22 protein-coding genes and 1 pseudogene are annotated in these 21,711 nt (G+C 65.8%); 4 read left to right on the forward strand and 19 right to left on the reverse strand.

The genetic code is table 11. The annotated features are described in order from the left end of the window. Positions 1 to 157: 157 nt before the first annotated feature. The 4 genes from QMA10_RS16285 to infC all read right to left on the reverse strand — a co-directional run bounded on the left by QMA10_RS16285 (position 158) and on the right by infC (position 3,248). On the reverse strand, positions 158 to 1,066 hold the full coding sequence (locus tag QMA10_RS16285; protein ID WP_290170034.1) for an RNA methyltransferase: 909 nt from the start codon (positions 1,064 to 1,066) through the stop codon (positions 158 to 160). Between the two features lie 53 nt (positions 1,067 to 1,119). Continuing rightward, positions 1,120 to 1,776 (reverse strand): 50S ribosomal protein L20, encoded by a 657-nt coding sequence (rplT, locus tag QMA10_RS16290; protein WP_104055428.1) that lies wholly within the window; start codon positions 1,774 to 1,776, stop codon positions 1,120 to 1,122. 121 nt (positions 1,777 to 1,897) lie between these two features. After that, positions 1,898 to 2,092 (reverse strand): 50S ribosomal protein L35, encoded by a 195-nt coding sequence (gene rpmI, locus QMA10_RS16295; RefSeq protein ID WP_104055427.1) that lies wholly within the window; start codon positions 2,090 to 2,092, stop codon positions 1,898 to 1,900. Positions 2,093 to 2,207: 115 nt separating this feature from the next. Beyond that, a complete protein-coding gene (gene infC, locus QMA10_RS16300; RefSeq protein ID WP_290170077.1) occupies positions 2,208 to 3,248 on the reverse strand; it encodes a translation initiation factor IF-3 in 1,041 nt (346 codons plus the stop codon). A 342-nt stretch (positions 3,249 to 3,590) separates the two neighbouring features. On the opposite strand from infC, the gene QMA10_RS16305 reads away from it, so the two are divergent. Together QMA10_RS16305 and QMA10_RS16310 are read left to right on the forward strand one after the other, a co-directional pair. After that, positions 3,591 to 4,019 (forward strand): DUF1844 domain-containing protein, encoded by a 429-nt coding sequence (locus tag QMA10_RS16305; protein WP_290170042.1) that lies wholly within the window; start codon positions 3,591 to 3,593, stop codon positions 4,017 to 4,019. Between the two features lie 133 nt (positions 4,020 to 4,152). Then, positions 4,153 to 4,827: a DUF1992 domain-containing protein gene (locus tag QMA10_RS16310; RefSeq protein WP_290170043.1), complete on the forward strand. Its 675-nt coding sequence runs from the start codon at positions 4,153 to 4,155 to the stop codon at positions 4,825 to 4,827. A 57-nt stretch (positions 4,828 to 4,884) separates the two neighbouring features. Here the strand turns inward: QMA10_RS16310 and QMA10_RS16315 are convergent, their stop codons facing one another. The 8 genes from QMA10_RS16315 to QMA10_RS16350 all read right to left on the reverse strand — a co-directional run bounded on the left by QMA10_RS16315 (position 4,885) and on the right by QMA10_RS16350 (position 10,899). After that, positions 4,885 to 6,180: an MFS transporter gene (locus QMA10_RS16315; protein WP_290170045.1), complete on the reverse strand. Its 1,296-nt coding sequence runs from the start codon at positions 6,178 to 6,180 to the stop codon at positions 4,885 to 4,887. Between the two features lie 36 nt (positions 6,181 to 6,216). After that, a complete protein-coding gene (locus QMA10_RS16320; RefSeq protein WP_290170046.1) occupies positions 6,217 to 7,065 on the reverse strand; it encodes an SseB family protein in 849 nt (282 codons plus the stop codon). Positions 7,066 to 7,070: 5 nt separating this feature from the next. Continuing rightward, the gene (gene priA / locus QMA10_RS16325; RefSeq protein ID WP_290170048.1) at positions 7,071 to 7,820 is read right to left on the reverse strand and encodes a bifunctional 1-(5-phosphoribosyl)-5-((5-phosphoribosylamino)methylideneamino)imidazole-4-carboxamide isomerase/phosphoribosylanthranilate isomerase PriA; all 750 of its coding nucleotides are present in this window, start codon (positions 7,818 to 7,820) and stop codon (positions 7,071 to 7,073) included. Positions 7,821 to 7,858: 38 nt separating this feature from the next. Continuing rightward, positions 7,859 to 8,017, reverse strand: a complete 159-nt coding sequence (locus QMA10_RS16330; protein ID WP_181032386.1) for a hypothetical protein — start codon at positions 8,015 to 8,017, stop codon at positions 7,859 to 7,861. 4 nt (positions 8,018 to 8,021) lie between these two features. Continuing rightward, positions 8,022 to 8,657, reverse strand: a complete 636-nt coding sequence (gene hisH / locus QMA10_RS16335) for an imidazole glycerol phosphate synthase subunit HisH (protein WP_290170052.1) — start codon at positions 8,655 to 8,657, stop codon at positions 8,022 to 8,024. Then, entirely contained in the window at positions 8,654 to 9,271 is a 618-nt protein-coding gene (hisB, locus tag QMA10_RS16340) for an imidazoleglycerol-phosphate dehydratase HisB (protein WP_290170054.1), read from the reverse strand. Before hisB ends, hisH begins: the two co-directional genes overlap by 4 nt. A gap of 92 nt (positions 9,272 to 9,363) precedes the next feature. Further along, positions 9,364 to 10,473 (reverse strand): histidinol-phosphate transaminase, encoded by a 1,110-nt coding sequence (locus QMA10_RS16345; RefSeq protein WP_290170056.1) that lies wholly within the window; start codon positions 10,471 to 10,473, stop codon positions 9,364 to 9,366. Positions 10,474 to 10,644: 171 nt separating this feature from the next. Continuing rightward, a complete protein-coding gene (locus QMA10_RS16350; RefSeq protein WP_290170058.1) occupies positions 10,645 to 10,899 on the reverse strand; it encodes a LysM peptidoglycan-binding domain-containing protein in 255 nt (84 codons plus the stop codon). 653 nt (positions 10,900 to 11,552) lie between these two features. Between QMA10_RS16350 and lexA the strand changes: the two genes are divergently transcribed. Beyond that, positions 11,553 to 12,389, forward strand: coding sequence for a transcriptional repressor LexA (gene lexA, locus QMA10_RS16355; protein WP_290170059.1), 837 nt, complete (start codon positions 11,553 to 11,555; stop codon positions 12,387 to 12,389). 113 nt (positions 12,390 to 12,502) lie between these two features. Here lexA and QMA10_RS16360 read toward each other — a convergent pair whose 3' ends face one another. Together QMA10_RS16360 and hflX are read right to left on the reverse strand one after the other, a co-directional pair. Further along, a complete protein-coding gene (locus tag QMA10_RS16360; RefSeq protein WP_290170061.1) occupies positions 12,503 to 14,545 on the reverse strand; it encodes an ATP-dependent DNA helicase in 2,043 nt (680 codons plus the stop codon). Further along, positions 14,538 to 16,109, reverse strand: coding sequence for a GTPase HflX (hflX, locus tag QMA10_RS16365; RefSeq protein ID WP_290170063.1), 1,572 nt, complete (start codon positions 16,107 to 16,109; stop codon positions 14,538 to 14,540). The genes QMA10_RS16360 and hflX overlap by 8 nt, the downstream gene beginning before the upstream one ends. 120 nt (positions 16,110 to 16,229) lie before the next feature. On the opposite strand from hflX, the gene QMA10_RS16370 reads away from it, so the two are divergent. Then, the gene (locus QMA10_RS16370) at positions 16,230 to 16,850 is read left to right on the forward strand and encodes a methyltransferase (protein ID WP_290170067.1); all 621 of its coding nucleotides are present in this window, start codon (positions 16,230 to 16,232) and stop codon (positions 16,848 to 16,850) included. Between the two features lie 105 nt (positions 16,851 to 16,955). Here QMA10_RS16370 and dapF read toward each other — a convergent pair whose 3' ends face one another. From dapF to QMA10_RS16395, 5 genes and pseudogenes are all read right to left on the reverse strand, one after another. Continuing rightward, positions 16,956 to 17,906, reverse strand: a complete 951-nt coding sequence (gene dapF / locus QMA10_RS16375) for a diaminopimelate epimerase (protein WP_290170070.1) — start codon at positions 17,904 to 17,906, stop codon at positions 16,956 to 16,958. After that, complete coding sequence (miaA, locus tag QMA10_RS16380) at positions 17,903 to 18,823, reverse strand: tRNA (adenosine(37)-N6)-dimethylallyltransferase MiaA (RefSeq protein ID WP_290170072.1); 921 nt, start codon at positions 18,821 to 18,823, stop codon at positions 17,903 to 17,905. Before miaA ends, dapF begins: the two co-directional genes overlap by 4 nt. Before the next feature lie 28 nt (positions 18,824 to 18,851). Continuing rightward, positions 18,852 to 20,381 carry a tRNA (N6-isopentenyl adenosine(37)-C2)-methylthiotransferase MiaB gene (miaB, locus tag QMA10_RS16385; RefSeq protein WP_290170073.1) on the reverse strand — a complete coding sequence of 510 codons (1,530 nt, stop codon included), beginning with the start codon at positions 20,379 to 20,381 and terminating at the stop codon, positions 18,852 to 18,854. Between the two features lie 56 nt (positions 20,382 to 20,437). Next, a complete protein-coding gene (locus QMA10_RS16390) occupies positions 20,438 to 21,355 on the reverse strand; it encodes a hypothetical protein (RefSeq protein ID WP_290170074.1) in 918 nt (305 codons plus the stop codon). Between the two features lie 82 nt (positions 21,356 to 21,437). Next, positions 21,438 to 21,711, reverse strand: a pseudogene (locus QMA10_RS16395) (hypothetical protein); the annotation flags it as partial.

Consider the following 21,711-nt stretch of genomic DNA (forward strand, 5'->3'; position numbering starts at 1 on the left):
TGGTTTCCCCGTCATCCGGGGAGTCATCCTGCGGCCGTGCTACCGGCAGGCAAGGGTACTTATCAGCCGCGAACGGCGCCGCCGGGGTCCTAGCCGTTCAAAGGATTCGGGCAGTGCTCCTGGAACCGGGCAGCGGTTCAGGGATTCAGGCTGTGCTTCAGCGGTTTTGTGCACGCGCCGAAGCGTACAGGCACACGGTGGCAGCGGTACCCACATTGAGGCTTTCTGCACGGCCGTACACGGGCACCGCAACGCGGTAGTCGGCGTCGGCAAGCTGCGCGTCGGACAGGCCCTGGGCTTCATTGCCGAACAGCCAGGCCGTGGAGTTCTCCAGGCGCGGCTGGGAAGCGCCGGGGGCGGCGCCGGAAGCCGCGGCAGGACCGTCGTCGTCGGACCCGGTGTGAGCCGGAGCAAGGCACCGGATGGCACTTTCATCCTGCAGCCGGTCCAGGTCAACATTGCCGTATCCGTCGGCTGCCAACACGGTCAGGCCGTGGGCGCGGAAGGCTGACATCAGGAAGTCGAACTCGACGCCGGTGACTACCGGCAGGTGAAACAGGGAGCCTGCAGTGGAGCGCACGGCTTTGGGGTTGTGTATGTCCACGCTGGAGGACGTGAGAACCACGGCGTCGGCACCGGCTGAATCGGCGGCACGGAGGATGGTTCCGGCATTGCCGGGGTCCCGGACTTCGCACAGAACGGCGATCAGGCGGGCTCCGGAGGCCAGCACCTCATCCAGATCGTAGTCCTGGATACGGCACACTGCCACGATCCCCTGCGGAGAAATGGTGGTGGCCATCGCGCCGATGACTTCATCCGTGGCCAGCCGCAGCGACACATCTGCGGCTAGGTCCGACAGTTCGGGCAGCCGTTCCAGGCATGATTGGGTGGCAAAAACTTCAAGCACGACGCCGGTGCCGCCGCTTTGGACGTTCGCCCGGTGGGACAGCAGCGCCTCGCGGACGGCCTGCGGACCTTCGGCGACAAAGCGTCCGGTCTTTAAACGCGCTGGGCGCCCGGCCAGCTTCGCAACATCCCTGACCCGATCTGCTCGGGGATTGGACATTAACGGAGCCGGCGGGCGCCCATCGATACTCATGATCGGCTAATAACCGATTTCTAGCCCTGGAACTTCTGGCGGGATTCTCCGCCAGCAGGCTCCAGGCCGGCAGCCTTGGCTGCTTCCACGGAGTTGAACCAGTACTCAGCAACGGTCTGCTCGTACCAGGTGGAACCCGGAACGTGGTACTTGCCGGAGCCCAGGTTGCCCTTGATGACAAAGCCCTCGGGAGCGTCGCCCTCGGAGGCCTTGAAGCCACCCTGAGCGTCAGCAACAGCAGCGGCCGGCTTGGCAGCCTTGGCCGGAGCGGCCTTGGCGGCGGGGGCCGGAGCAGCAGCAACGGCCGGAGCCGAGGTGTCGGACGGCAGAGCGTTCTTGGCGATCTGGACCAGCGTGGCGAACGCGGCGGCGTCGTTGACGGCCAGTTCGGCCAGCATGCGGCGGTCAACCTGGATCTCAGCGGCCTTGAGGCCCTGGATCAGACGGTTGTAGGTCAGGCCGTTGGCGCGGGATGCAGCATTGATGCGCTGGATCCACAGGCGACGGAAGTCACCCTTGCGCTTGCGGCGGTCGCCGTAGCTGTACACAAACGAGTGCAGCAGCTGCTCTTTGGCCTTACGGACCAGGCGTGAACGCTGTCCGCGGTAACCCTTGGCGCGCTCGAGAATAACCCGGCGCTTCTTGTGGGCGTTTACCGCCCGCTTCACACGTGCCACGTGCGTACTCCTTCAGATAAATCTTCCGTGCACCGCGAGGTGCTCTTGCCTGGTACTCAGGCCCGGAAAAGCTTGGTGGGGTGACGGCGGCCCGGACGGGCCGCCTGTCGAGGGGAAAAGACTAGATGCCCAGCATCTTCTTGATGACCTTGGCATCTGCCGGGGCAACAAGCTTGTCACTGGCGAGGCGGCGCGTCAGCGTGGACGGCTTGTGCTCGAGGTAGTGGCGGCGGTTGGCCTGCTGGCGCTTGAGCTTGCCGGTTCCGGTCAGCTTGAAGCGCTTCTTGGCGCCACTGTGGGTCTTCATCTTCGGCATGACTACCGATCTCCTTTAGGTTTCCGCGGGCCTGGACCCGCGGGGCTTTGGGCACCTTTACAGATGCCAGGGGTTGTTACTGGACGCCGGGACGTCCTGCAGGAAAAGCTGAGGCTTACTCTGCAGTTCCGGGCTTGCTCTGGCTTGCTGCGCCCCGTGAAGGAGCAGCCTTGCCAGCAGGTTTGGGCGCAGCAGCCGGCTTGGGCCGGGCAGCGGGCTTCGGTGCAGGCTTCATTGCCGTGGGCTTGGGCACTGCGGCCGGCTTCGGAGCGGCTGCAGGCTTGGCTTCAGCGGCTGCGGCCGGAGCTGCAGGCGTTTCAGCTGCCGGCTGCGGAGCCGGAGCCTTGGCAGCAGCAGCTGCGCGGCGTGCGTCGGAAGCGGCCTTTTCGGCTGCTGCCTGTGCCCGCTTCTCCGCCATTTCCTTGTCAGCCTTTTCCTTCTCTGCGCGGGCCTTGTCGGCCTCCGCAGCGGAGGAACCCAGCCGCAGACCGTCCGGAAGGAGGTCTGCCAGGCTCTGCGTCATGGGCGCCTTGTTCTCGGCGGAAGTATCCACCCGAGCAGGAGCCTCGCCGTTCTTGGCTGCCTCGTTGGCTGCCTTGGCGTCGGCGCGCTGTGTTGCACGGCGTGCTTCGGCTTTGGCTTCGGCCTTGTTCTTCAGCGGGCCGATAACCATCACCATGTTGCGGCCGTCGATGCGCGGGGTGGACTCAACTACGCCCACCTCGGCTACGTCTGCTGCAAACTTGTTCAGCAGCTTCATGCCCATTTCCGGACGCTGCTGTTCGCGGCCGCGGAACTGGATCATGGCCTTGACCTTGTCACCGGCTGCGAGGAAGCGCATGGCGTGCCCGCGCTTGGTTTCGTAGTCGTGGGTGTCAATCTTCAGACGGAACCGGATTTCCTTCAGCACGGTGTTTGTCTGGTTCTTGCGTGCCTCACGGGCCTTGACGGCGGCTTCGTACTTGTACTTGCCGAAGTCCATTAGTTTGCACACCGGAGGCTTAGCCTGCGGTGCCACCTCAACAAGATCCAGGTCGGACTCAGCAGCGAGACGCAGGGCGTCTTCGATACGGACAACCCCAACTTGTTCTCCAGCCGGTCCTACCAGCCGCACCTCAGGGACGCGGATTCGATCATTGATTCTTGGCTCGCTAATGTTGCAGCTCCTGTTTGATTCAAAACGGCTACCGCCTGCAACTGAAGAAGGCCCCCAATTGCACGCGCAATCAGAGGCCTCGAGGGGTCGGCGGGTGCCGCATCAGCAGCAACCTCCCGGATTGATGAGCCAGGCAATGCCTGGCCCGCCACCGGGGGCCGACCATACCCGGCAACTCTGCTTCTGCACAGGCGCCCTAAGGCACGTGGACTGAAGATTCAGGCTGACGCGGGTGGGAGGAGTCTCCGCTTGCATACTGGCTGATGTGAGACAGTCAACATCTGCTGAATGCAGGGCATTGAAAGTAACGACAACCAGTCGGTCTGTGACAAGCTTACCAGTATGAGTACCCCACAGAGCAACCCGGCGGGCGAGCACACCCGCCATTCTTTCCCTGGAACCACCGAAGAGGTGCACGCCCGGTCCGCTGAAGAGCAGGAAGTGGCGGCCCAGATGCGCGACATCGCCGAGGTTCCCGCCATTGAAGTTATCACCACTGCCGCAGTCCACCTGATGAGTGCTGCCGCCGTAAAGTGCGGTTTGGCCGACGGCGACGACGCCGAGGAGCTGAAGGACCTGGATGAGGCCCGCAAGCTGATTACGGCCCTGGCCGGCTTCGTCACTGCTGCCGCCCCCGAGATTGGCAGCCAGCATGCCGGACCGTTGCGCGACGGACTGCGTTCGCTCCAGCTGGCATTCCGCGAGGCCTCCGACATCCAGGATCCTCCGGGCAAGGGTCCGGGCGAGAAGTTCACCGGTCCCGTCAACTAATTCTTCCGATTCTCTGAGCCCGGCGGGCGTGCCGTTTTCGGCAGGCCCTCCGGGCTTTTCTCTGCCCGCGCCCGTTGCGTAACCTGAACAGGATGCTCACTGGGACGCTCGGAACGGAAGGCGGTGACGCGCAATGGCCGGCGGTGGTGCGGAAGGTTACCGCAAACGGTTGGAGGAGGCCTCCCGGCTCAAAGCTGCCGGAACCTCCCGGACAGCCGGATACAAGCTGCCCGAGGGCCTGGGTGCCGCGGAATCGGAGGAGGCGCTGGAGAAACGCCGGAAGTTCAGTGAGGCACAGAAGGCGGACTACCTCATCAGGGACGCCATGGCGCACGGCGAGTTCGACAACCTGAAATACGCCGGCAAACCGATCCCCGGCCTTGATGATCCCGATCCGGACTGGTGGATCAAACGGCTGATCAAACGGGAAAACATCAGCGGGCTGGGGCCGCCGGCCCTGCTGCTGCGGGTGGAGGACGAGGAATTCGAGGAGCGGCTGGACCAGCTGCCGTCCGAACGCCAGGTCCGCGGCGCCGTGGAGGACTTCAACCTCCGGGTCATCGAAGCACGCCGCCAGCTGCAGGGCGGACCTCCCGTCATCACCAAGCTCCGGGACGTCGACGACGAAGTGCGCGGCTGGCGGGCACGGCGCGGAATGACCCCGGAGGCGCCGGAACCGGAAACCGAAGGCCGCGCCGAGAACACTGCCGTCAGCGGTCTGCCGGCTCCGACGCACGCCGGACTGCGCGGCTGGGTGCACCGTCTGCGCAGGCGGCTGAACCGCGGCGTGCGGGACCGGTCGGATTAAGCGCCCGGTGCGCCGGACCCGGGGCCATGTCAGGCGGGTGTGTCAACCGGCGTCAGGTCACACTGCTGAAATCCGCTCCCCGCGCCGGCTGAACTTTCGCACGGTCAGGGTGACCAGCACCAGAAGCGACGCAGAGACCCCGGCGAAAGCAAAGCCTGCCCAGGGGCCCACGATGTCGATGGCGGCACCGGCCAGCGGAGCGCCGAGAGCCGTACCGGAGGTCAACGCGGATCCGTACCAGCCCATGGCTTCGCCCCGGCGCTCTTCAGACACCAGATCGGCCACCCGTTCGGATGCGGCGGACAGCACCGGGGCGCAGAGCAATCCGGCAGGGATGGACAGCAGTGCCAAGCTGATCGTGTCTGTGGCCAGGGCCATGGGAAGAGTCAGAACGGCCATTGCCAGCAGGAGCAGCATCGGTGAAATCCGCCGGTGCATGGACCCGTAGATCAGCCCGCCCACCACGGACGCGGCACACCAGGCGGCAAAGACAATGCCCACTTCCTGGGGGTTTCCGGAGGATTCCACCAGCGCCACAATGCCGACGTCGGAACTGGCCAGCAGCAGTCCTGCACCCACCGCCACGGCAAAAACCACAGCAACACTGAGGGTGAACCAGGAGAAGCCGGAGCGCAGCCGCTCCCGGCGGCTCAGCACCGCCAGCGGCTGAAGCTCCGCGGAGGCCTCCGCCAGGTGTGCCGGGGCGGCAGCGACGACGGCTGCGTTGGCCGCTTCCCGCTCCTGCACCTCGGTGGCGGCATTCCGGGGATTTTCGGACCTGGTGGGCGGGTTGAACCAGATCAGGAGCAGGCCGGCGAGCGACGTCGAGATCCCCACCAGCGTGAGTCCCACGACGGAGGAGAGCGAGGTGGCGAGGATTGCGCCCAGGGCCGGTCCTCCCATGAAGACAAGCTCGGTGGCGATGGAATCCAGGGCAAACGCCGTCCGCCGCTGGTCTCCTTTTGCCATCACGCCCAGTGACTGACGGACCACGCTGAAGACCGGAAGCGTGAAAACCCCGCCGATCAGGGCAAGCACCAGCAGCCACTCATAGCTGGCGTGCGGAGCAACGGACCAGATGACTGCCTCGGAAATCACCGAAGGAATCAGGGCCCGGCGCAGGCCTACGTTGTCCACGCGGCGCCCGCGCCAGGGAGCGCCAACGGCGATGCCCACAGTAACCACGGCAGCCACGGCGCCGGCCTTGGCATATCCCATGTCCATGGTCATGACCACGTGCAGGGTCAGCAGCACTCCGGCCGCGGAGTGCGGGAACCTGGCAATCATTCCAACCAGCAGGAGCCGGCGGATCGGGGCAACACGGAGCAATTCCCCGTAAGCGGCAAAATTCACGGCATATCTCTTCCGGGCGGTCCTCCGCCCAACGGGTCAACGCGTGATTTTAAGTTCCAGGGAATCCACGCGCTCAACAAATAAGGAATCGGCAGCGAGCCGCTGCTGCAGCAAACCGGCGATGCTCTGCACCGCCTGCGCATCCAGTCCCGGTGCCAGGTGAAGAACCATTCTAAGCTCAGGACCGGCTCCTCCTCCGGCGATGACTGTTCCGCGCGCCGACCGGGTTGCCGTTGCCGGTCCCTGGACAAGCTCAACTCCGGTGACGGACGGTTCAACGTCCACCGCAGCGGACACGGCCCGGGCAACGTCCTGGTCCGCGTAGGACGGAACCCAGTCCCGCTGCTGGGCCAGAGCCCACATGGCCGGGCGGCGCACCACAAAGGTGATGTCCGCGCCGGGGTCAACCACCAGCAGCTGAGCCTCCTCCGATACGGCGGAGAGTGCAGCACGTGCGGCATAGACGGCTACCGGACGGGCCTTCGGGTGCCAGTTCTGCAGCGCGGGAACGGAGGTGAACACCGGCAGGGCCTTGCGCCCGTCCGGCGCCGTCAGGGTGACCAGCGCCATGTCCGCTTCCTTGTCCGCAACCAGACCGGCGTCGGATTCGGCTTCCTCCGCCAGGCTGGCGACAATGGGGACGAACACGCGGGCGGTGGCCAGTGTGGCCACCACCTGCGCTTCGGTGCCGGTGCCGTCTTCGAGCGCGGCCAGCGCTGCGAGGTAACCGGCATCGGCGCTGCCGTCGTCGGCGTCGAAATTATGCAGCGGGTTGCCGTCGCCGGAGAGGTCCCTGCCCGCCCAGGACTGTCCGGCGGAATCGGCCGGACCGCCTGCCCCGGCGAGGGCAGCGGCAATGTGGCCGGGAAGGGCGCGTTCAGTCATGGGTCCTAGCGCTCCGGGTGGCCGGCGACGTCGAAGGCCTGCGGCAGGGTGAAAGCACCGGCGTAGAGTGCCTTGCCGACAATCGTGCCTTCCAGCCCCAGCGGAACCAGCTCGCGCAGGGCAGCCAGATCTTCAAGGGACGAGATGCCGCCGGAGGCGACCACAGGGCGGTCGGTGCGCTGCAGCACCTCGCGCAGCAGTTCCAGGTTCGGTCCCCGCAGGGTTCCGTCCTTGGTGACGTCGGTGACCACGTAGCGCGGGCAGCCGGCGTCCTCCAGACGGGCCAGAACCTCCCACAGGTCGCCGCCTTCCCTGGTCCAGCCGCGGGCAGCCAGCGTGGTGCCGCGGACATCGAGTCCGACGGCGATGGCCTCGCCGTAACGGGCGATGGCGCTGGCGGTCCACTCCGGGTTTTCCAGTGCGGCGGTGCCGAGGTTCACGCGGCTGGCGCCCAATTCCAGGGCCATGTCCAGGGACGCGTCGTCGCGGATGCCGCCGGAGAGCTCCACCTTGATGTCCAGCTCATCGACAACGCGCTTGAGCAGGGGCAGGTTGGAACCGCGGCCGAAGGCTGCGTCCAGGTCCACCAAATGGACCCAGGCGGCGCCGTCGTTCTGCCAGGCCATGGCGGCCTCAAGCGGATCGCCGTAGCTGGTTTCGCTGCCGGCTTCGCCCTGGACCAGGCGGACAGCCTGACCGTCAGCTACGTCAACGGCGGGCAGGAGTTCAAGGACAGGTGTTTCAACAAGTGACATGTTTTGCTTTCCGTGGGAATTCCGGCAGCGGCGGCTGGTCAGACGCTGCTGTCGATCAGGAGGTAGGCACCGAGCAGGGACATTCCCGCAAGAACCCAGAAACTAATGGTGATGATTTTGGACATGCCCTGACGGCGGAAGGAAATGGCGCCGCCGATCAGAATTCCGGCAAGGCCCATCAGGATGACGCTCCACATCGCGCTAACCCAGCGTTTTCAGCCAGTTTTCCAGCAGCGCCGCACCGGCGTCACCGGACTTTTCCGGATGGAACTGGGTTGCGGTCAGCGGACCGTTCTCCACTGCGGCAATGAACCGGCTGCCGTGCTCGGCCCAGGTGACCTGGGGAGCCCGCATGGCCGGCTGGGTCACATCGAACTCCCACTTCTGCACGCCGTAGCTGTGCACAAAATAGAACCGCTCGTCCTCGATGCCGGCGAACAGCCGGGATCCCTCGGGCGGCTGCACCGTGTTCCACCCCATGTGCGGCACCACTTCGGCATCCAGGCGTTCCACGACTCCGGGCCACTCGCCCATTCCGGGAGTCCGTACGCCGTGCTCCACACCTTCATCAAACAGGACCTGGAGACCAACACAGATTCCCATGACCGGACGCCCGCCGGCGATGCGGCGGCCAATCAGGCGCAGCGCGTCGACCTCTTTCAGGCCCTGCATCACCGCGGCGAAGGCACCGACACCGGGTACGAGCAGTCCGTCGGCGTTCAGGACGTCGGCGGACTTGGAGCTCAGGGTGACGTTGGCGCCGACGTGTTCCAGGGCGCGGACAGCTGACCGGATGTTCCCGGAGCCGTAGTCCAGGACTGTGACGTTGCGGCTCACAGGGCACCCTTGGTGGAAGGGATGCCTTCAACGCGGGGATCCGATTCCACGGCAGCACGCAGCGCCCGGGCGAAGGCCTTGAACTGGGCTTCCACGATGTGGTGGGGATCCCGCCCTCCGAGGACGGTCATGTGCAGGCAGATCTGGGCGTGCAGGGTGATCGCCTCGAAGACATGGCGGGTGAGCGAGCCGGTGAAGTGCCCGCCGATCAGGTGGTATTCCTGTCCTGCAGGCTCCCCCGTGTGCACCAGGTAAGGCCGGCCGGAGATATCCACCACTGCGTTGGCCAGTGCCTCGTCCAGGGGAACCGTTGCCTCGCCGAAGCGCCGGATGCCCGCCTTGTTGCCCAGTGCCGTCCTGAGCGCCTCGCCGATGCTGATGGCGATGTCCTCCACGGTGTGGTGAACATCGATATGGGTGTCGCCGGTTGCCTGGACCGTGAGATCCATGAGCGAGTGCTTGGCCAGGGCCGTGAGCATGTGGTCATAGAACGGCACGGACGTGCTGATGTTGGACTGGCCGGTTCCGTCCAGGTCCAGCTCCACTACCACTGACGATTCACTGGTAACCCGTTCGAGGCGGGCTGTGCGGCCGGTGGTGGTTTCCACGGTCATGGTTTTCCTTTGAAAGAAGATGGTCTCTGCTAACAGTTTAGTGTCTGCCCGCCGGTGCCGTTCCGGCCGCCGCGGGCCGGCGTCCGGCGCGGCTAGCGGATGCCCGCGGCCAGCAGGTCGCGGAGCCTGGCGAGGAAGGCGCTGGTCTCGGGCTCGGTACCGGCGGTGACGCGCAGATGGCCGGGGATCCCGACGTCGCGCACGAGGACGCCCGCCTCCAGCAAACCCTCCCACACCGCCCGCGGGTTCTCCATTCCGCCAAAGAAGACGAAGTTTGCGTCTGAAGGTGCGGGCTTCAGGCCAAGATCCTGCAGCTCGGTGACGATCCGGTCACGCTGAACCTTGATGTCCTCGACGTTGGCCAGCAACGCATCAGCGTGTTCCAGCGCAGCGTTGGCGGTGGCCTGCGTAATGGCGGACAGGTGGTACGGCAGCCGAACCAGGCGGAGGGCATCGGTGACCTCGGGGGCGGCGGCCATGTAGCCGATCCGGGCTCCGGCGAGCGCGAAGGCCTTGCTCATAGTGCGCGAGACAATCAGACGCTCACGACCGGGCAGCAGTTCCAGGGCGCTCGGGGTGCCGGCATGGAAGAACTCGCCGTAGGCCTCATCCACGATGACGATTGCCTGTGATGCGGCTCCCGCCTCATACACGGCTTCCACAACGTCCAGTGAAAGCGCGGTACCGGTGGGGTTGTTAGGGGTACAGAGGAAAACGATGTTCGGCGCCTGGGCACGCACCTGCTCGGCGGCTGACTCAGCCGTCAGTCCGAAGTCGTCGCTTCGGCGGCCCGTAACGTACCGGGTGCCGGTGCCGCTGGCGAGCAGCGGATACATGGAATAGGTGGGCGGGAAGCTCATGGCGGTCCGTCCGGGACCGCCGAAGGCCTGGAGAATCTGCTGCAGGACTTCATTCGATCCGTTCCCGGCCCAAATGTTCTCGGCGGACAGGCCGTGGCCGAGGTAAGCGGCAAGCCGGTCCCTCAGCTCCGTGAACTCCCGGTCCGGGTAGCGGTTCAGTCCTGCCACGGCCCGCTCCACGGAGAGCGTGATCGCTTCCCGCACGGATGCCGGCAGGCCATGCGTGTTTTCGTTGACGTTCAGCAGGATGGGCACATCCAGCTGGGGTGCGCCATAAGGCGTCAGTCCGCGGAGGTCATCGCGCAGGGGAAGTCGGTTCAGTCTTTCCAGCTGTTCAGTCACCAGTACAGCTTAAGACTCGAAGGCGGAGCGCAAAGAATCTGTGCTGCGCGGCCCGCCTTATTACGCCCCGTGATTACGTCCGGGCTATGTCCTGCGCTGGCTGTGCCTGCTCTGCCGGGTCCGGCACTGGCCGATGCGCTGCCGGGTCCGGCAAGCGGGATTGTTGGACGCTCAGCGCTCCACGGGAACGTACAGCTGGGCGCCCAGGGCAAGGCGGGAATCGGTCAGGTTGTTGAGCTCCATGATGTCTTCCATCACATCTCTCGGGTCTCGCTCAGGAGCGAACTCCCGCGCCAGCCCCCACAGGGACTCCCCTGCAGCGACGCTGACCTGGACGGTTCGCGTGACATCCGGCCCGCCGCTCGAGGCCATGGCGGGAGCGGTAAAGAAGGCCAGCACAACGAGGGCGGCGGCTGCCGCGAGCATCAGCGGAAGGCCAATGAAGACCAGCCGCCCCCTGCGGGTCAGGTGCAGGGAAGTCGCCCTGGCCGGCGCGGGAGAACTCGACGGACGGGAAGAACCGAGGTGCTGTGACGGAGCTGGGGCTGGGGAAACCGCGGCGGGGGAAGCTGCGGTTGGAGCCGCTGCAGTTGAACCCGCTGAAGTTCGAGAAACTGTGGGGCTTACAGCAATTGCTTGAACTGCCGGGATTGTTGGGGTTGTCATTGCAACGCCTTTCCGGTTCGAACGCTTCAGGAACGACCCGAAACCATATTCGAACGATTGGAAGCTGATCGACGTATCCGAACCTCCGCTGAGGGTGGCTGTCGAAAGTATGTTCGATTCTTGCTGAGTTATTTCTAGCACCTATTTACTAATAAAGTCGAGACTCGCTCGAACAAATGTTTGAAAACGCCCTCCTGCTCACTTAATGTTGAGGACAGGAGAGAGCCTTCAGTGGTTCCGCGGATCGCCCCGACCGCAGTTCGCCGGAGCGGTTCCTCAGGATCACTGAATCAGCTGCCTCCGACATAACCGCCGGATGGTTTGCACGGCCATTCCGTTCCGGCCCGCACCGATGAGACATTTACCGCCAGCCCCGGCACTGCCGGGACCAGCTGACCCGAAGGGAACCCCACGTGGCCCGCAGGACTGCTTCCGAAGACAGCACCAACAAACCAGCTGCCACAGGCACCCGTGCGCGTGCAAAGGGCCTCACCCCGCGGCAGAAGACTGTCCTGGAGATGATCCAGCGGTCCGTCAGCACCAACGGCTATCCGCCCACCATGCGCGAAATCGGCGACACGGTTGGTCTGGCCAGCTTGTCCAGCGTGACCCACCAGCTCATGCAGCTGGAGAAGCTCGGCTACATCCGCCGTGATCCGAAGCGTCCGCGCGCCATGGAAATCCTTATCCCCCTGATGCTTCGTGACGGAAGCTCCGGCCCGGCAACCGAAGAAGTGCCCGGAGACCCCGGGTCCGGAACGGACTCCCGCCCTTCAGCCGCTGCCGCAGCTGCAGGCAGCACCGGTGAGAGGCGTGACGAGAGCGCCGGTTCAACCCCGGCGCTGGCGTCGGTAACCGAGCTGGCCACCGCTGTCGATACCGCCATGGTCCCGCTGGTCGGCCGCATCGCTGCCGGCGGACCCATCCTGGCGGAGCAGGTCGTGGAGGACATCATGCCGCTGCCCCGCCAGCTGGTGGGCCACGGCGACCTCTTCATGCTGAGGGTTTCGGGAGACTCCATGGTGGATGCCGCCATCTGTGACGGTGACTGGGTGGTGGTGCGGCGCCAGCCGACAGCTGAGAACGGTGACATTGTGGCCGCGCTCCTCGACGACGAAGCCACGGTCAAGACCTTCCGGCAGCGCAACGGCCACACCTGGCTGCTGCCGCAGAACACCCGGTACGAGCCCATCGTGGGTGATCACGCCGTCATCATGGGCAAAGTTGTCTCGGTGATGCGCGCCCTCTAGCGCGGGCGATGCGATAAAGGATGCAAAAAACGGCGGCCGGAAACTTTTCCGGCCGCCGTTTGCGCGCCTCATGCCATTTGGCGGGAGTTCGTGCGGCTGCTTCCGCCGCCGCCCTACCCCGCCGCAAGCTCCTCAGCGGCTGACTGCTCCGCCAGCCGCCCCAAAACCGAGAGCACCACGGAGCGGTCCGTGGTGGACCAGAACGGCGGCAGTGCTGCGCGCAGGAAACCCCCGTACCGGGCCGTGGCCAGCCGGGAGTCCAGAACCGCAACCACACCGCGGTCCCCTGCCGCACGAATCAGTCGCCCGGCGCCCTGTGCCAGACGCACGGCGGCATGGGTCGCGGCCACGGACATGAATCCGTTGCCGCCGGCCTTGGCCACCGCACGGGTGCGGGCGGTCATCAGCGGATCATCGGGACGGGGAAACGGGATGCGGTCGATCAGGACAAGCCGGCACGCAGCTCCGGGAACGTCCACGCCCTGCCACAGCGACATAGTGCCGAAGAGGCAGGTGTCCGGCTCCTCGGAGAACTGTTTGACGAGTGAAGCCATGGAGGATTCGCCCTGGCACAGGATGGGGAAATCCACCCGGCTGCGCATGGCATCGGCGGCGTCTTCAGCTGCCCGGCGGGAGGAGAACAAACCCAGTGCACCGCCGTTGGAGGCTTTGAGCAGCGCCTCGATTTCATCCAGCTGCGCTTCGGAGGTTCCCCGTTCCGGCTTCGGCAGATCCTTGGCCACATACAGAACCCCTTGGCGCGGATAATCGAAGGGGCTGCCGACGTCGGCCCCGGACCACGGCGGCGCACCAGGACCCAACAGGCCCAGGGCACCTGCCACCGGTCCAAACTCGGAGCCGATGGCCAGGGTCGCCGAGGTCAACACCACGGTGTGCCCGTCAAACAAACCTTCGCGCAGCCGTCCCGCCACCGACAGCGGGGCAACGTTCAGGGTGGCGGGAGCGGTCTCGTCGGGCGGTGAAAAACCTCCCGACGGAGAGAATGAACTGGGCCTGGATGCCCAAATCACTTCTCCTGCCGCCGGTGCCGAGGCCAGCCGCTCGCAGACAGCCAGCACGGCCATAAGCCGTGAACGCGCCGTCTGCCGGCCGCCGTCTGCGTTTTCTCCGGGCTCGGGCTTGGAATCGGAAAGCGCTACGCGGCAGGCCTCGCGAACGCGCCCCACCGCCTGTTCCTGCTCTTCGTTCAGTCCGCTGGCCAGCAGGCCCGAGGGAACACCCTCCATGGACTGCTCAAAGGCACGCGCCGCCTGCGCCAGTTCTTCCACGCTGGCGGAGGTGTGCTTGCGGGCTGCGGTGACAGCGGCAGAAATCACCGTGCCGGAAAGCTGGCCGGTCACGGCACCGGTGACGCGGTCCTGCAGTTCATGCGCCTCGTCAATAACCACCACGTCATAGTCCGGGAGCACGGCCAGGCCTTCAAAGGCAGCAATCGCCAGCATGGCATGGTTGGTGATCACGACGTCGGCCACGGCTGCCTGCGCCCGGGCACGTTCGCTGAAGCACTCAGCGGCAACCGGGCACTTCTGGGCACCAAGGCACTCCATGGACGTCACCGATACCTGCCGCCAAGCCCGGTCGCTGACACCCGGGACCAGATCATCCCGATCACCGGTGTCCGTTTCCTCAGCCCATTCACGCAGCCGCACCACTTCACGGCCCATCGCCGAGGTGGGAGCCGGTGAAGGGTGGGAGACTCCGTGGTCATCGCCGAGAGTGAACAGGGCGCCGGCAGGATCCTCCTCTTCAGGGAATCCCCCGCCGGTCTTGTGCAGGCAGACATAGTTGCTGCGTCCCTTGAGCAGTGCCACGTCCACTTCCCGGGGAAGCTGCGGCTGAAGCGTCCTGAGCAGCCGCGGCAGGTCCCGACCCACAATCTGGGACTGCAGCGCCAGCGTTGCGGTGGACACCAGGGTTGGTTTGGTGCTCTCCAGCGAGTGATGGATCAGCGGCACCAGATAGGCCAGCGACTTACCGGTTCCGGTTCCCGCCTGAACCAGCAGGTGCTTTCCTTCGTCGATGGCCTGCGCAACCTGTCGGGCCATTTCATGCTGGCCCGGGCGGTTTTGTCCGCCCATGCCGGCAACGGCGGTGTCCAGAAGTTCCAGGACTTCGCCGGTGGTGTCTTTACTCATGGGTGACGAACGGCTCCAGTTCAGCAGCAAGGCCTTCGCGGACCATGACGTGGAGCCGGGTTCCGGTTTCGGAGTGGTCCACGGACAGGATTTCGGTGTCGGGGCTGTGCAGCCGTGAGACCACGTCTCCGCGGTCATAGGGAACCATCAGCGTCAGGTCCACCGCGGGGCGGGGAATACCTTCGGAGATGGCCTGCAGCAGCTCGTCGATGCCTTCACCGGTGCGGGCAGAGACCACCACATGGCGGCGCTCCTTCTGCCGGAGGCGTTCCAGCACAAACGGGTCGGCGGCATCGGCCTTGTTCAGGACAATGATCTCCGGCACGTTGCGGGCATCAACATCTGTCAGCACAGTGCGCACCGCAGCGATCTGACCCTCCGGATCCGGGTGGGAAGCATCCACCACGTGCAGGATGAGGTCAGCGTCCGCCACTTCCTCCAGCGTGGAGCGGAAGGCTTCCACCAGCTGCGTGGGCAGCGACCGGACAAACCCGACGGTGTCCGCCAGGGTGTAACCGATGCCGTCTTCGGTTTGGGCTTTGCGGATGGTGGGATCCAGGGTGGCGAACAGCGCGTTCTCCACCAGGACGCCTGCATCCGTCAGCCGGTTCAGCAGCGACGACTTGCCGGCATTGGTATATCCGGCGATGGCCACCGAAGGAACCTGGTTGCGCTGGCGGTTGGCCCGCTTGGTTTCGCGTGCAGGTTTCATGCCCGCGATTTCGCGGCGGAGTTTGGCCATCCGGGTGCGGATCTTCCGGCGGTCCAGCTCAATCTTGGTTTCACCGGGTCCGCGCGAACCCATACCGGCGCCCGCGCTGCCCACCTGGCCACCGGCCTGCCGGGACATGGATTCACCCCAGCCGCGCAGTCGCGGCAGCAGGTATTCGAGCTGGGCCAGTTCCACCTGGGCCTTGCCCTCGCGGGACTTGGCATGCTGGGCGAAGATGTCCAGGATCAGCGCCGTGCGGTCAATGACCTTGACCTTGACGATGTCCTCCAGACCGCGCCGCTGGGACGGCGAGAGTTCGCTGTCCACAATGACGGTGTCCGCGCCCGTGGCAGCCACGATGTCCTTCAGTTCCTGAGCCTTGCCCGAGCCCAGGAACGTGCCCGGGTCCGGCTTGAGGCGTCGCTGGATGACGCCGTCGAGCACCTCCGAGCCTGCGGTTTCAGCGAGGGCAGCCAGTTCCTGCAGCGAATTCTCGGCGTCGGCCGCCGTTCCTTCGCTCCACAGTCCGGCCAGCACTACGCGCTCCAGACGCAGCTGGCGGTACTCGACTTCAGTGACGTCTTCGAGTTCGGTGGACAGGCCGGCCACGCGCCGCAGTGCATGCCGCTCGCGCAGGTCCTCCTGGTCGCCGTCGTGCACTGAATGCCAGGCGTCCTCGGAGGACAGGGCCTGAGCCCTGCCGCGCGGGACGTCCCGGGCGGGGGCCTTGGCCTCCGCAGCACTTTCCTTGGCGAGGATCCTGTCAATGACCCCCTGAATGTCTTCGGGGCTCAGCTCCGGTGTGGGCTGAGCGGAACCGGACGTACCAGGACGGGAATTGTTGATCGTCATATTCTCCTTATAAGCCGTGTTCTCCATGGTAAGTCAGGGCACGGACATTTGGGGGGCCGGGTTGCCCGCCGCTGAATCCGGTTTCCGCTGCCTGCCGAAGACCCACTAATCTGGTTTGTTATGGGTTCAGACCATTACTTCAGTTCACAACCGTCCGGACCCGAGGTCCGGCGGCCGCTCCATGTCACGCTCGATGGCCGCGAGCGTACCCTCGTCACCTCAGGCGGCATCTTCAGCCCCGACGGCATCGACAAGGGCACCGTGATCCTGCTGGACGAGGTTCCTTCCCCCTCACCGACGGGGAATCTGCTGGATATAGGCTGCGGCTGGGGGCCGGTGGCGCTGACCATGGCCCTGAAATCCCCCGCTGCCCGCGTGTACGCCGTGGATGTCAACGAGCGGTGCCTGGCCCTGACCCGGGACAATGCCGCCGCCCTGGGGCTGGACAATGTCACTGCCGGCCGGCCCGAGGACGTCGATCCGCAGCTGCGGTTCGACACCATCTGGTCCAATCCGCCCATCCGCATCGGCAAGGACGAGCTGCACGCCCTCCTGCTCCTGTGGCTCCCCCGGCTGGCACCGGATGGAACTGCGTGGCTGGTGGTGCAGAAGAACCTGGGAGCGGATTCACTGCAGAAGTGGATGGCTGAACAGCTGGGGGCCGGATACTCGGTATCACGGCACAGCACCGCAAAGTCTTTCCGGATCCTGAAAATTACCCGGAGCTCCGAGGGCAGCTGACTGCTCAGCGGCGGACCGCACTGACACCGGTTTTGAATTCCATGTCAGCTTCAACGGCCCGCCGCCTGGGTTTATTCCGGATCTCGCCGGCGTGGGCAGGTCCTTCTAGAGCAGGGTTCCGCGTGCAACCAGAACGGCCGGGCCGCTGAGTTCCACGTGCTCGCGCCCGTCCTCGGCTGTCAGGAAGCGGACCCCGACGACGCCGCCGGGCACCGTGACTGCCCAGTCGTTCGGGGCATCCCGGCCGGCCCAGAAACGGATGGCAACGGCGGCGGCGCAGGCGCCGGTACCGCAGGAGAGGGTCTCCCCCACGCCGCGCTCATGCACGCGCATGGTCAACAGACCCACGCCGTTTTCCACGAGCGGCTCGGCGGGGACCACAAATTCCACGTTGGTGCCGTTCTCCGGCTCCGGCTGCACGGCCGGCGGAGCCGTCAGTTGAGTGGCTGCGAGTTCGGACAGCTCGGCCAGGGCCACCACGGTGTGCGGGTTGCCCATGCTGACGGAGAGCCCGGGGCGCGGAACTTCCAGCCCGTCGGCGTTGACGACGGCGTCCATGGCCTTCGCCGCGGCGTGGTCGGGGTAGATGAATTCCCAGGGCCCCATGTCCACGGCGTATCCGCTGTCCACCCGGGTGATGGTCTTGATCCCGGCACGGGTGCCGATGGTCAGGGTTTCCCCTTCGGCCAGGTTTACCAGGCCCTCGGCGAGCAGGAAGTGCACGAAAACCCGTACCCCGTTGCCGCACATCTCGGAGATACTGCCGTCTGAATTGCGGTAGTCCATGAACCATTCCGCAGCGGGATCACTCTGCAGCAGTGCCTGGCCCTCGGGCAGGTGCTCGGAACGCACGGCCCTGATGAACCCGTCAGCGCCAATGCCGCGGTGCCGGTCACAGATCGCCGCCACTTCCGCGGGCGTTACCTCGGGTCCCCCGCCGGGATCGGCCACCAGCACAAAGTCGTTGCCGGTGCCGTGGCCTTTGGCGAAGGGCAGACCGGCCAGGGATGCCGGCAGGCCGGATGCGGACAGAGCAGAGGAAAGAGTTGTGTTCACCGTTCAAGGATAGCGGCGGCGGCCTTGCCGGTCAGTTCCGGGTCATCCCAGTCGAGCCAGGTGATCCGCGGATCGGCACGGAACCAGGTGAGCTGCCGGCGGGCGAACTGCCGGGTGGCCACCACCGTCTGTTCAACTGCCTCGGCCACCGACGATTCCCCGTCCAGCACCCGCAGGAACTGGGAATAACCCAGGGCACGGCCTGCCGTCCGCCCCTCACGCAGTCCGCGCCCGGCCAGCGTTTCCACTTCGGCTAGCAGGCCGCGCTCCACCATACGGTCTACGCGGGCTGCCAGCCGCCGGTGCAGCAGAGTCCGCTCTACATTCAGACCCAGCTGGACGGCGGGCTGAAAGTACTCGCGGGCGGGCATAAAGGAACTGAACGGCCGGCCCGTCAGCTGGTGGACTTCCAGGGCGCGCACCACGCGCCGCCCGTCACCCAGACGGTCCGCCGAGACCGGGTCCACTGCACTCAGCTGCGCGCGCAGGGCCTCGAGTCCCTCTTCCTCCAGCCGGCGTTCCAGGGCGGAGCGCACTGCCGGATCTGTACCCGGAAAGTCCAGCACGTCCAGGGCGGCACGCACGTAAAGCCCGGATCCGCCCACGAGGATCGGATAGCGTCCCCGGTCCTGAATCTCAGAGATGAGACCTCGGGCGGATGTCTGAAAGGCCGAAACGCTGGCTTCCTCCCGGACATCCATGATGTCCAGCAGGTGGTGGGGGACGCCGCGGCGCTCCCCGACGGTGATTTTGGCGGTGCCTATGTCCATGCCCCGGTAGAACTGCATGGCGTCGGCGTTGATAACTTCCCCGCCCAGCCGCAGGGCCAGTTCCACGCCCAGATCCGACTTGCCGGATCCGGTGGGACCAACGACGGCGATGACCGGGTGCGTGCCGGCAGCGGCTGCGGCGCTCACCCCGCCCTCCGTATGCAAACCCGCAGCACTAGGAGCGCGGGGGCAGCGCGGGCATGCCCAGCGAGACGCCAACCTTACCGCCGGCCGTACCGGCAGCGGGGACTCCGCAGGATTCTGCCTGCGACCGGTCCCAGGCATCCCCGGCGCGTGAACGGCGCAGCGAGTAATCCGCCGCCGTCGCGGGATCGGCGACCAGATGGAACGCCGCCGCCGATGTCACGGGGACGGTGACGAGGTCTCCGGGCCGGGGAACCCCGCAGCCCTCGGGGACGGAGAAATGCACCAGCCGCTGGTCACGGGAGCGGCCCGAAAGCCGTCCGGTTTCTTCCGACTTGCGGCCGGAGCCGGCAGTAACCAGGACTTCCACCGTGGTTCCCACCTGCTTGGCGTTCTCCTCGGCAGCGATGCGGTCCTGCAGGGCGGTGAGCCGTTCGAAACGTTCCTGGACCACAGCCTTGGGCAGCTGGTCCGGCAGCTCTGCCGCGGGAGTGCCCGGGCGCTTGGAGTACTGGAAGGTGAAGGCCGTGGCGAAACGGGACTTCTCCACGACGTCGAGCGTGGCGGCAAAGTCCTCTTCGGTCTCGCCCGGGAAGCCCACAATGATGTCGGTGGAGATGGCGGCGTGCGGCATCCGCTCGCGGACGCTGTCCAGGATCCCGAGGAACTTCTTGGACCGGTAGGACCGGCGCATGTCCTTGAGGACCTTGTCGGAACCGGACTGCAGCGGCATATGCAGCTGCGGCATGACGTTGGGGGTTTCCGCCATGGCATCGATGACGTCCTGGGTGAAGGCGGCCGGATGGGGGCTGGTGAAGCGCACCCGTTCCAGGCCCTCGATGGTCCCGCAGGCGCGCAGCAGCTTGGCGAACGCGCCGCGGTCACCGAATTCCACGCCGTAGGAGTTCACGTTCTGGCCCAGCAGCGTGACCTCAATGGCGCCATCGTCCACCAGTGCCTGGATTTCCGCGAGAATCTCGCCGGGCCGCCGGTCCCGTTCCTTGCCCCGCAGGGAGGGAACGATGCAGAACGTGCAGGTGTTGTTGCAGCCCACGGAGATGGAGACCCACCCCGCGTAGACGGAATCCCGTTTGGTGGGGAGCGTGGAGGGGAAAACGTCGAGGGATTCCAGGATTTCCAGCTGCGCTTCGTCATTGTGGCGGGCACGGTCCAGCAATGCCGGCAGCGAACCGATGTTGTGCGTGCCGAACACCGCGTCCACCCAGGGTGCCTTGCGCTGGATGGTGTCGCGGTCCTTTTGCGCCAGGCAGCCGCCCACGGCAATCTGCATGCCCGGACGCGATTCCTTGACGTGGGCCAGCATGCCCAGGTTCCCGTACAGCTTATTGTCCGCGTTCTCGCGCACCGCGCAGGTGTTGAAGACGACGACGTCGGCCTCGTCGCCCTCCGCGGGCACATAACCCGCGTTTTCCAGCAGTCCGGAAATGCGCTCGGAGTCGTGGACGTTCATTTGGCACCCGAAGGTCCGCACCTGATAGGTGCGGTGATGCTGCTCGGACGGGGCGGGGGAAGATGTCGGGGAAGATACTGTCAAACTCACAGTCCTAGGGTACCTGCCGCGGGCCGCCGAAGCAGGCGGCGTTTGTTGGCCGGGGTTTAGTACCAGTTGTTGGCGTAGTGGAAGTTCAAGGCACCGCAGGGGCTGCCGTACCGGGACTCGATATAGTCCAGGCCCCAATTGATCTGGGTCCTGGGATTGGTGAGGTAATCCGCGCCGGAGGACGCCATCTTCTCAGCGGGCAGCGACTGGACAATGCCGTAGGCCCCGCTGCTGGCATTGGTGGCGCTGGTCATCCAGTTGGATTCCTTCTCCCACAGGGTGTCCAGGCAGGTCATTTCCGACGCTGCCCATCCGTGGCCGGCCAGGGCAGAGGCAGCATAGGCTTTAGCCCCGGCGGGATCGTCCGCGGGAACAGCCGCAGCGGCGGCTTCCTCTGCGGCGCGGTCCGCGGCAGCCTGGGCTTCAGCCGCCGCCTGAGCTGCAGCTTCCTGCTCGGCGGCCACACGGGCCTGCTCGGCAGCGGCAGCCTGGGCTGCTTCGCCGGCCTTCTGCTCTTCGGCCGCCCGGGCTTCTTCGGCCGCCTTCTCTGCGGCCGCCTTTTCTTCGGCTGCCTTTTCTTCGGCTGCCTTGGCCTCCTCTGCCGCCTTGGCGTCGGCGGCCCGTTTGGCGTCTTCAGCTGCAGCGGCGCCGGCTGCCTTCTGCTGTTCGTCGCCGTCTGCATTACCCGCTGCCGTGTCGGCAGCAGGAGCGCTCTCAGCGGTATCCGGTGCAGCGGTGGGAGAAGTCAGACTGACGAGGCTGGCCCGCAGCTGGTCGTTCTGCATGGAGGCGCCGGCGATTCCGAAGAAGGCCAGTCCGCCGGCGACCACTACAGCGCCGACGCGGAGTTTACGGGTCCGGCCGGACTGCCGGCGCTGCCGGGCGATCCCGCGCGGCGCGGGGATCTCTTCGGAGGTGTGGCTGTCGCTCTGGGTGTCTTCGTTGCCGAGGGCATCTTTGTGGAGGGAAGTCATAGAACCGAGACGGTAATGACCAACCCTGAGCGGCTATCTCAATTGCATAACAATCCACTTGACATGTGTGTCGCTACCGGGTTCAATACCACCCTTTGTCTTCGGAATGCTGCCATGCGGCGCAGGGACTGCCGTAGCGTGAGCCGATGTACCCCAGGCCCCATTGGACCTGGGTCCGGAAGTTGGTGCGCCAGTCTGCACCGACGCTGGCCATCTTGTCTCCGGGCAGCGACTGGGGGATCCCGTAGGCCCCGCTGTAGGGGTTGTTTGCGCTGGTCCGCCAGCCGGACTCACGCTGCCACAGGTTCACCAGGCACCGAAACTGATCCTGTCCCCAGCCATAGGCGGCAAGCTGT

This window comes from Arthrobacter sp. APC 3897 (genome assembly GCF_030407495.1).
GTDB lineage: Bacteria > Actinomycetota > Actinomycetes > Actinomycetales > Micrococcaceae > Arthrobacter_B.

Coding starts and splice junctions, on each gene's coding strand:
- QMA10_RS16360 (WP_290170061.1), bottom strand. CDS start 14,545: ATGAGTAAAGACACCACCGGCGAAGTCCTGGAACTTCTGGACACCGCC.
- QMA10_RS16390 (WP_290170074.1), bottom strand. CDS start 21,355: ATGACTTCCCTCCACAAAGATGCCCTCGGCAACGAAGACACCCAGAGC.
- QMA10_RS16320 (WP_290170046.1), bottom strand. CDS start 7,065: ATGACTGAACGCGCCCTTCCCGGCCACATTGCCGCTGCCCTCGCCGGG.
- QMA10_RS16350 (WP_290170058.1), bottom strand. CDS start 10,899: ATGCTCGCGGCAGCCGCCGCCCTCGTTGTGCTGGCCTTCTTTACCGCT.
- hisB (WP_290170054.1), bottom strand. CDS start 9,271: ATGACCGTGGAAACCACCACCGGCCGCACAGCCCGCCTCGAACGGGTT.
- QMA10_RS16305 (WP_290170042.1), top strand. CDS start 3,591: ATGAGTACCCCACAGAGCAACCCGGCGGGCGAGCACACCCGCCATTCT.
- hflX (WP_290170063.1), bottom strand. CDS start 16,109: ATGACGATCAACAATTCCCGTCCTGGTACGTCCGGTTCCGCTCAGCCC.
- QMA10_RS16370 (WP_290170067.1), top strand. CDS start 16,230: ATGGGTTCAGACCATTACTTCAGTTCACAACCGTCCGGACCCGAGGTC.
- rpmI (WP_104055427.1), bottom strand. CDS start 2,092: ATGCCGAAGATGAAGACCCACAGTGGCGCCAAGAAGCGCTTCAAGCTG.
- QMA10_RS16330 (WP_181032386.1), bottom strand. CDS start 8,017: ATGTGGAGCGTCATCCTGATGGGCCTTGCCGGAATTCTGATCGGCGGC.
- priA (WP_290170048.1), bottom strand. CDS start 7,820: ATGTCACTTGTTGAAACACCTGTCCTTGAACTCCTGCCCGCCGTTGAC.
- QMA10_RS16310 (WP_290170043.1), top strand. CDS start 4,153: ATGGCCGGCGGTGGTGCGGAAGGTTACCGCAAACGGTTGGAGGAGGCC.
- QMA10_RS16285 (WP_290170034.1), bottom strand. CDS start 1,066: ATGTCCAATCCCCGAGCAGATCGGGTCAGGGATGTTGCGAAGCTGGCC.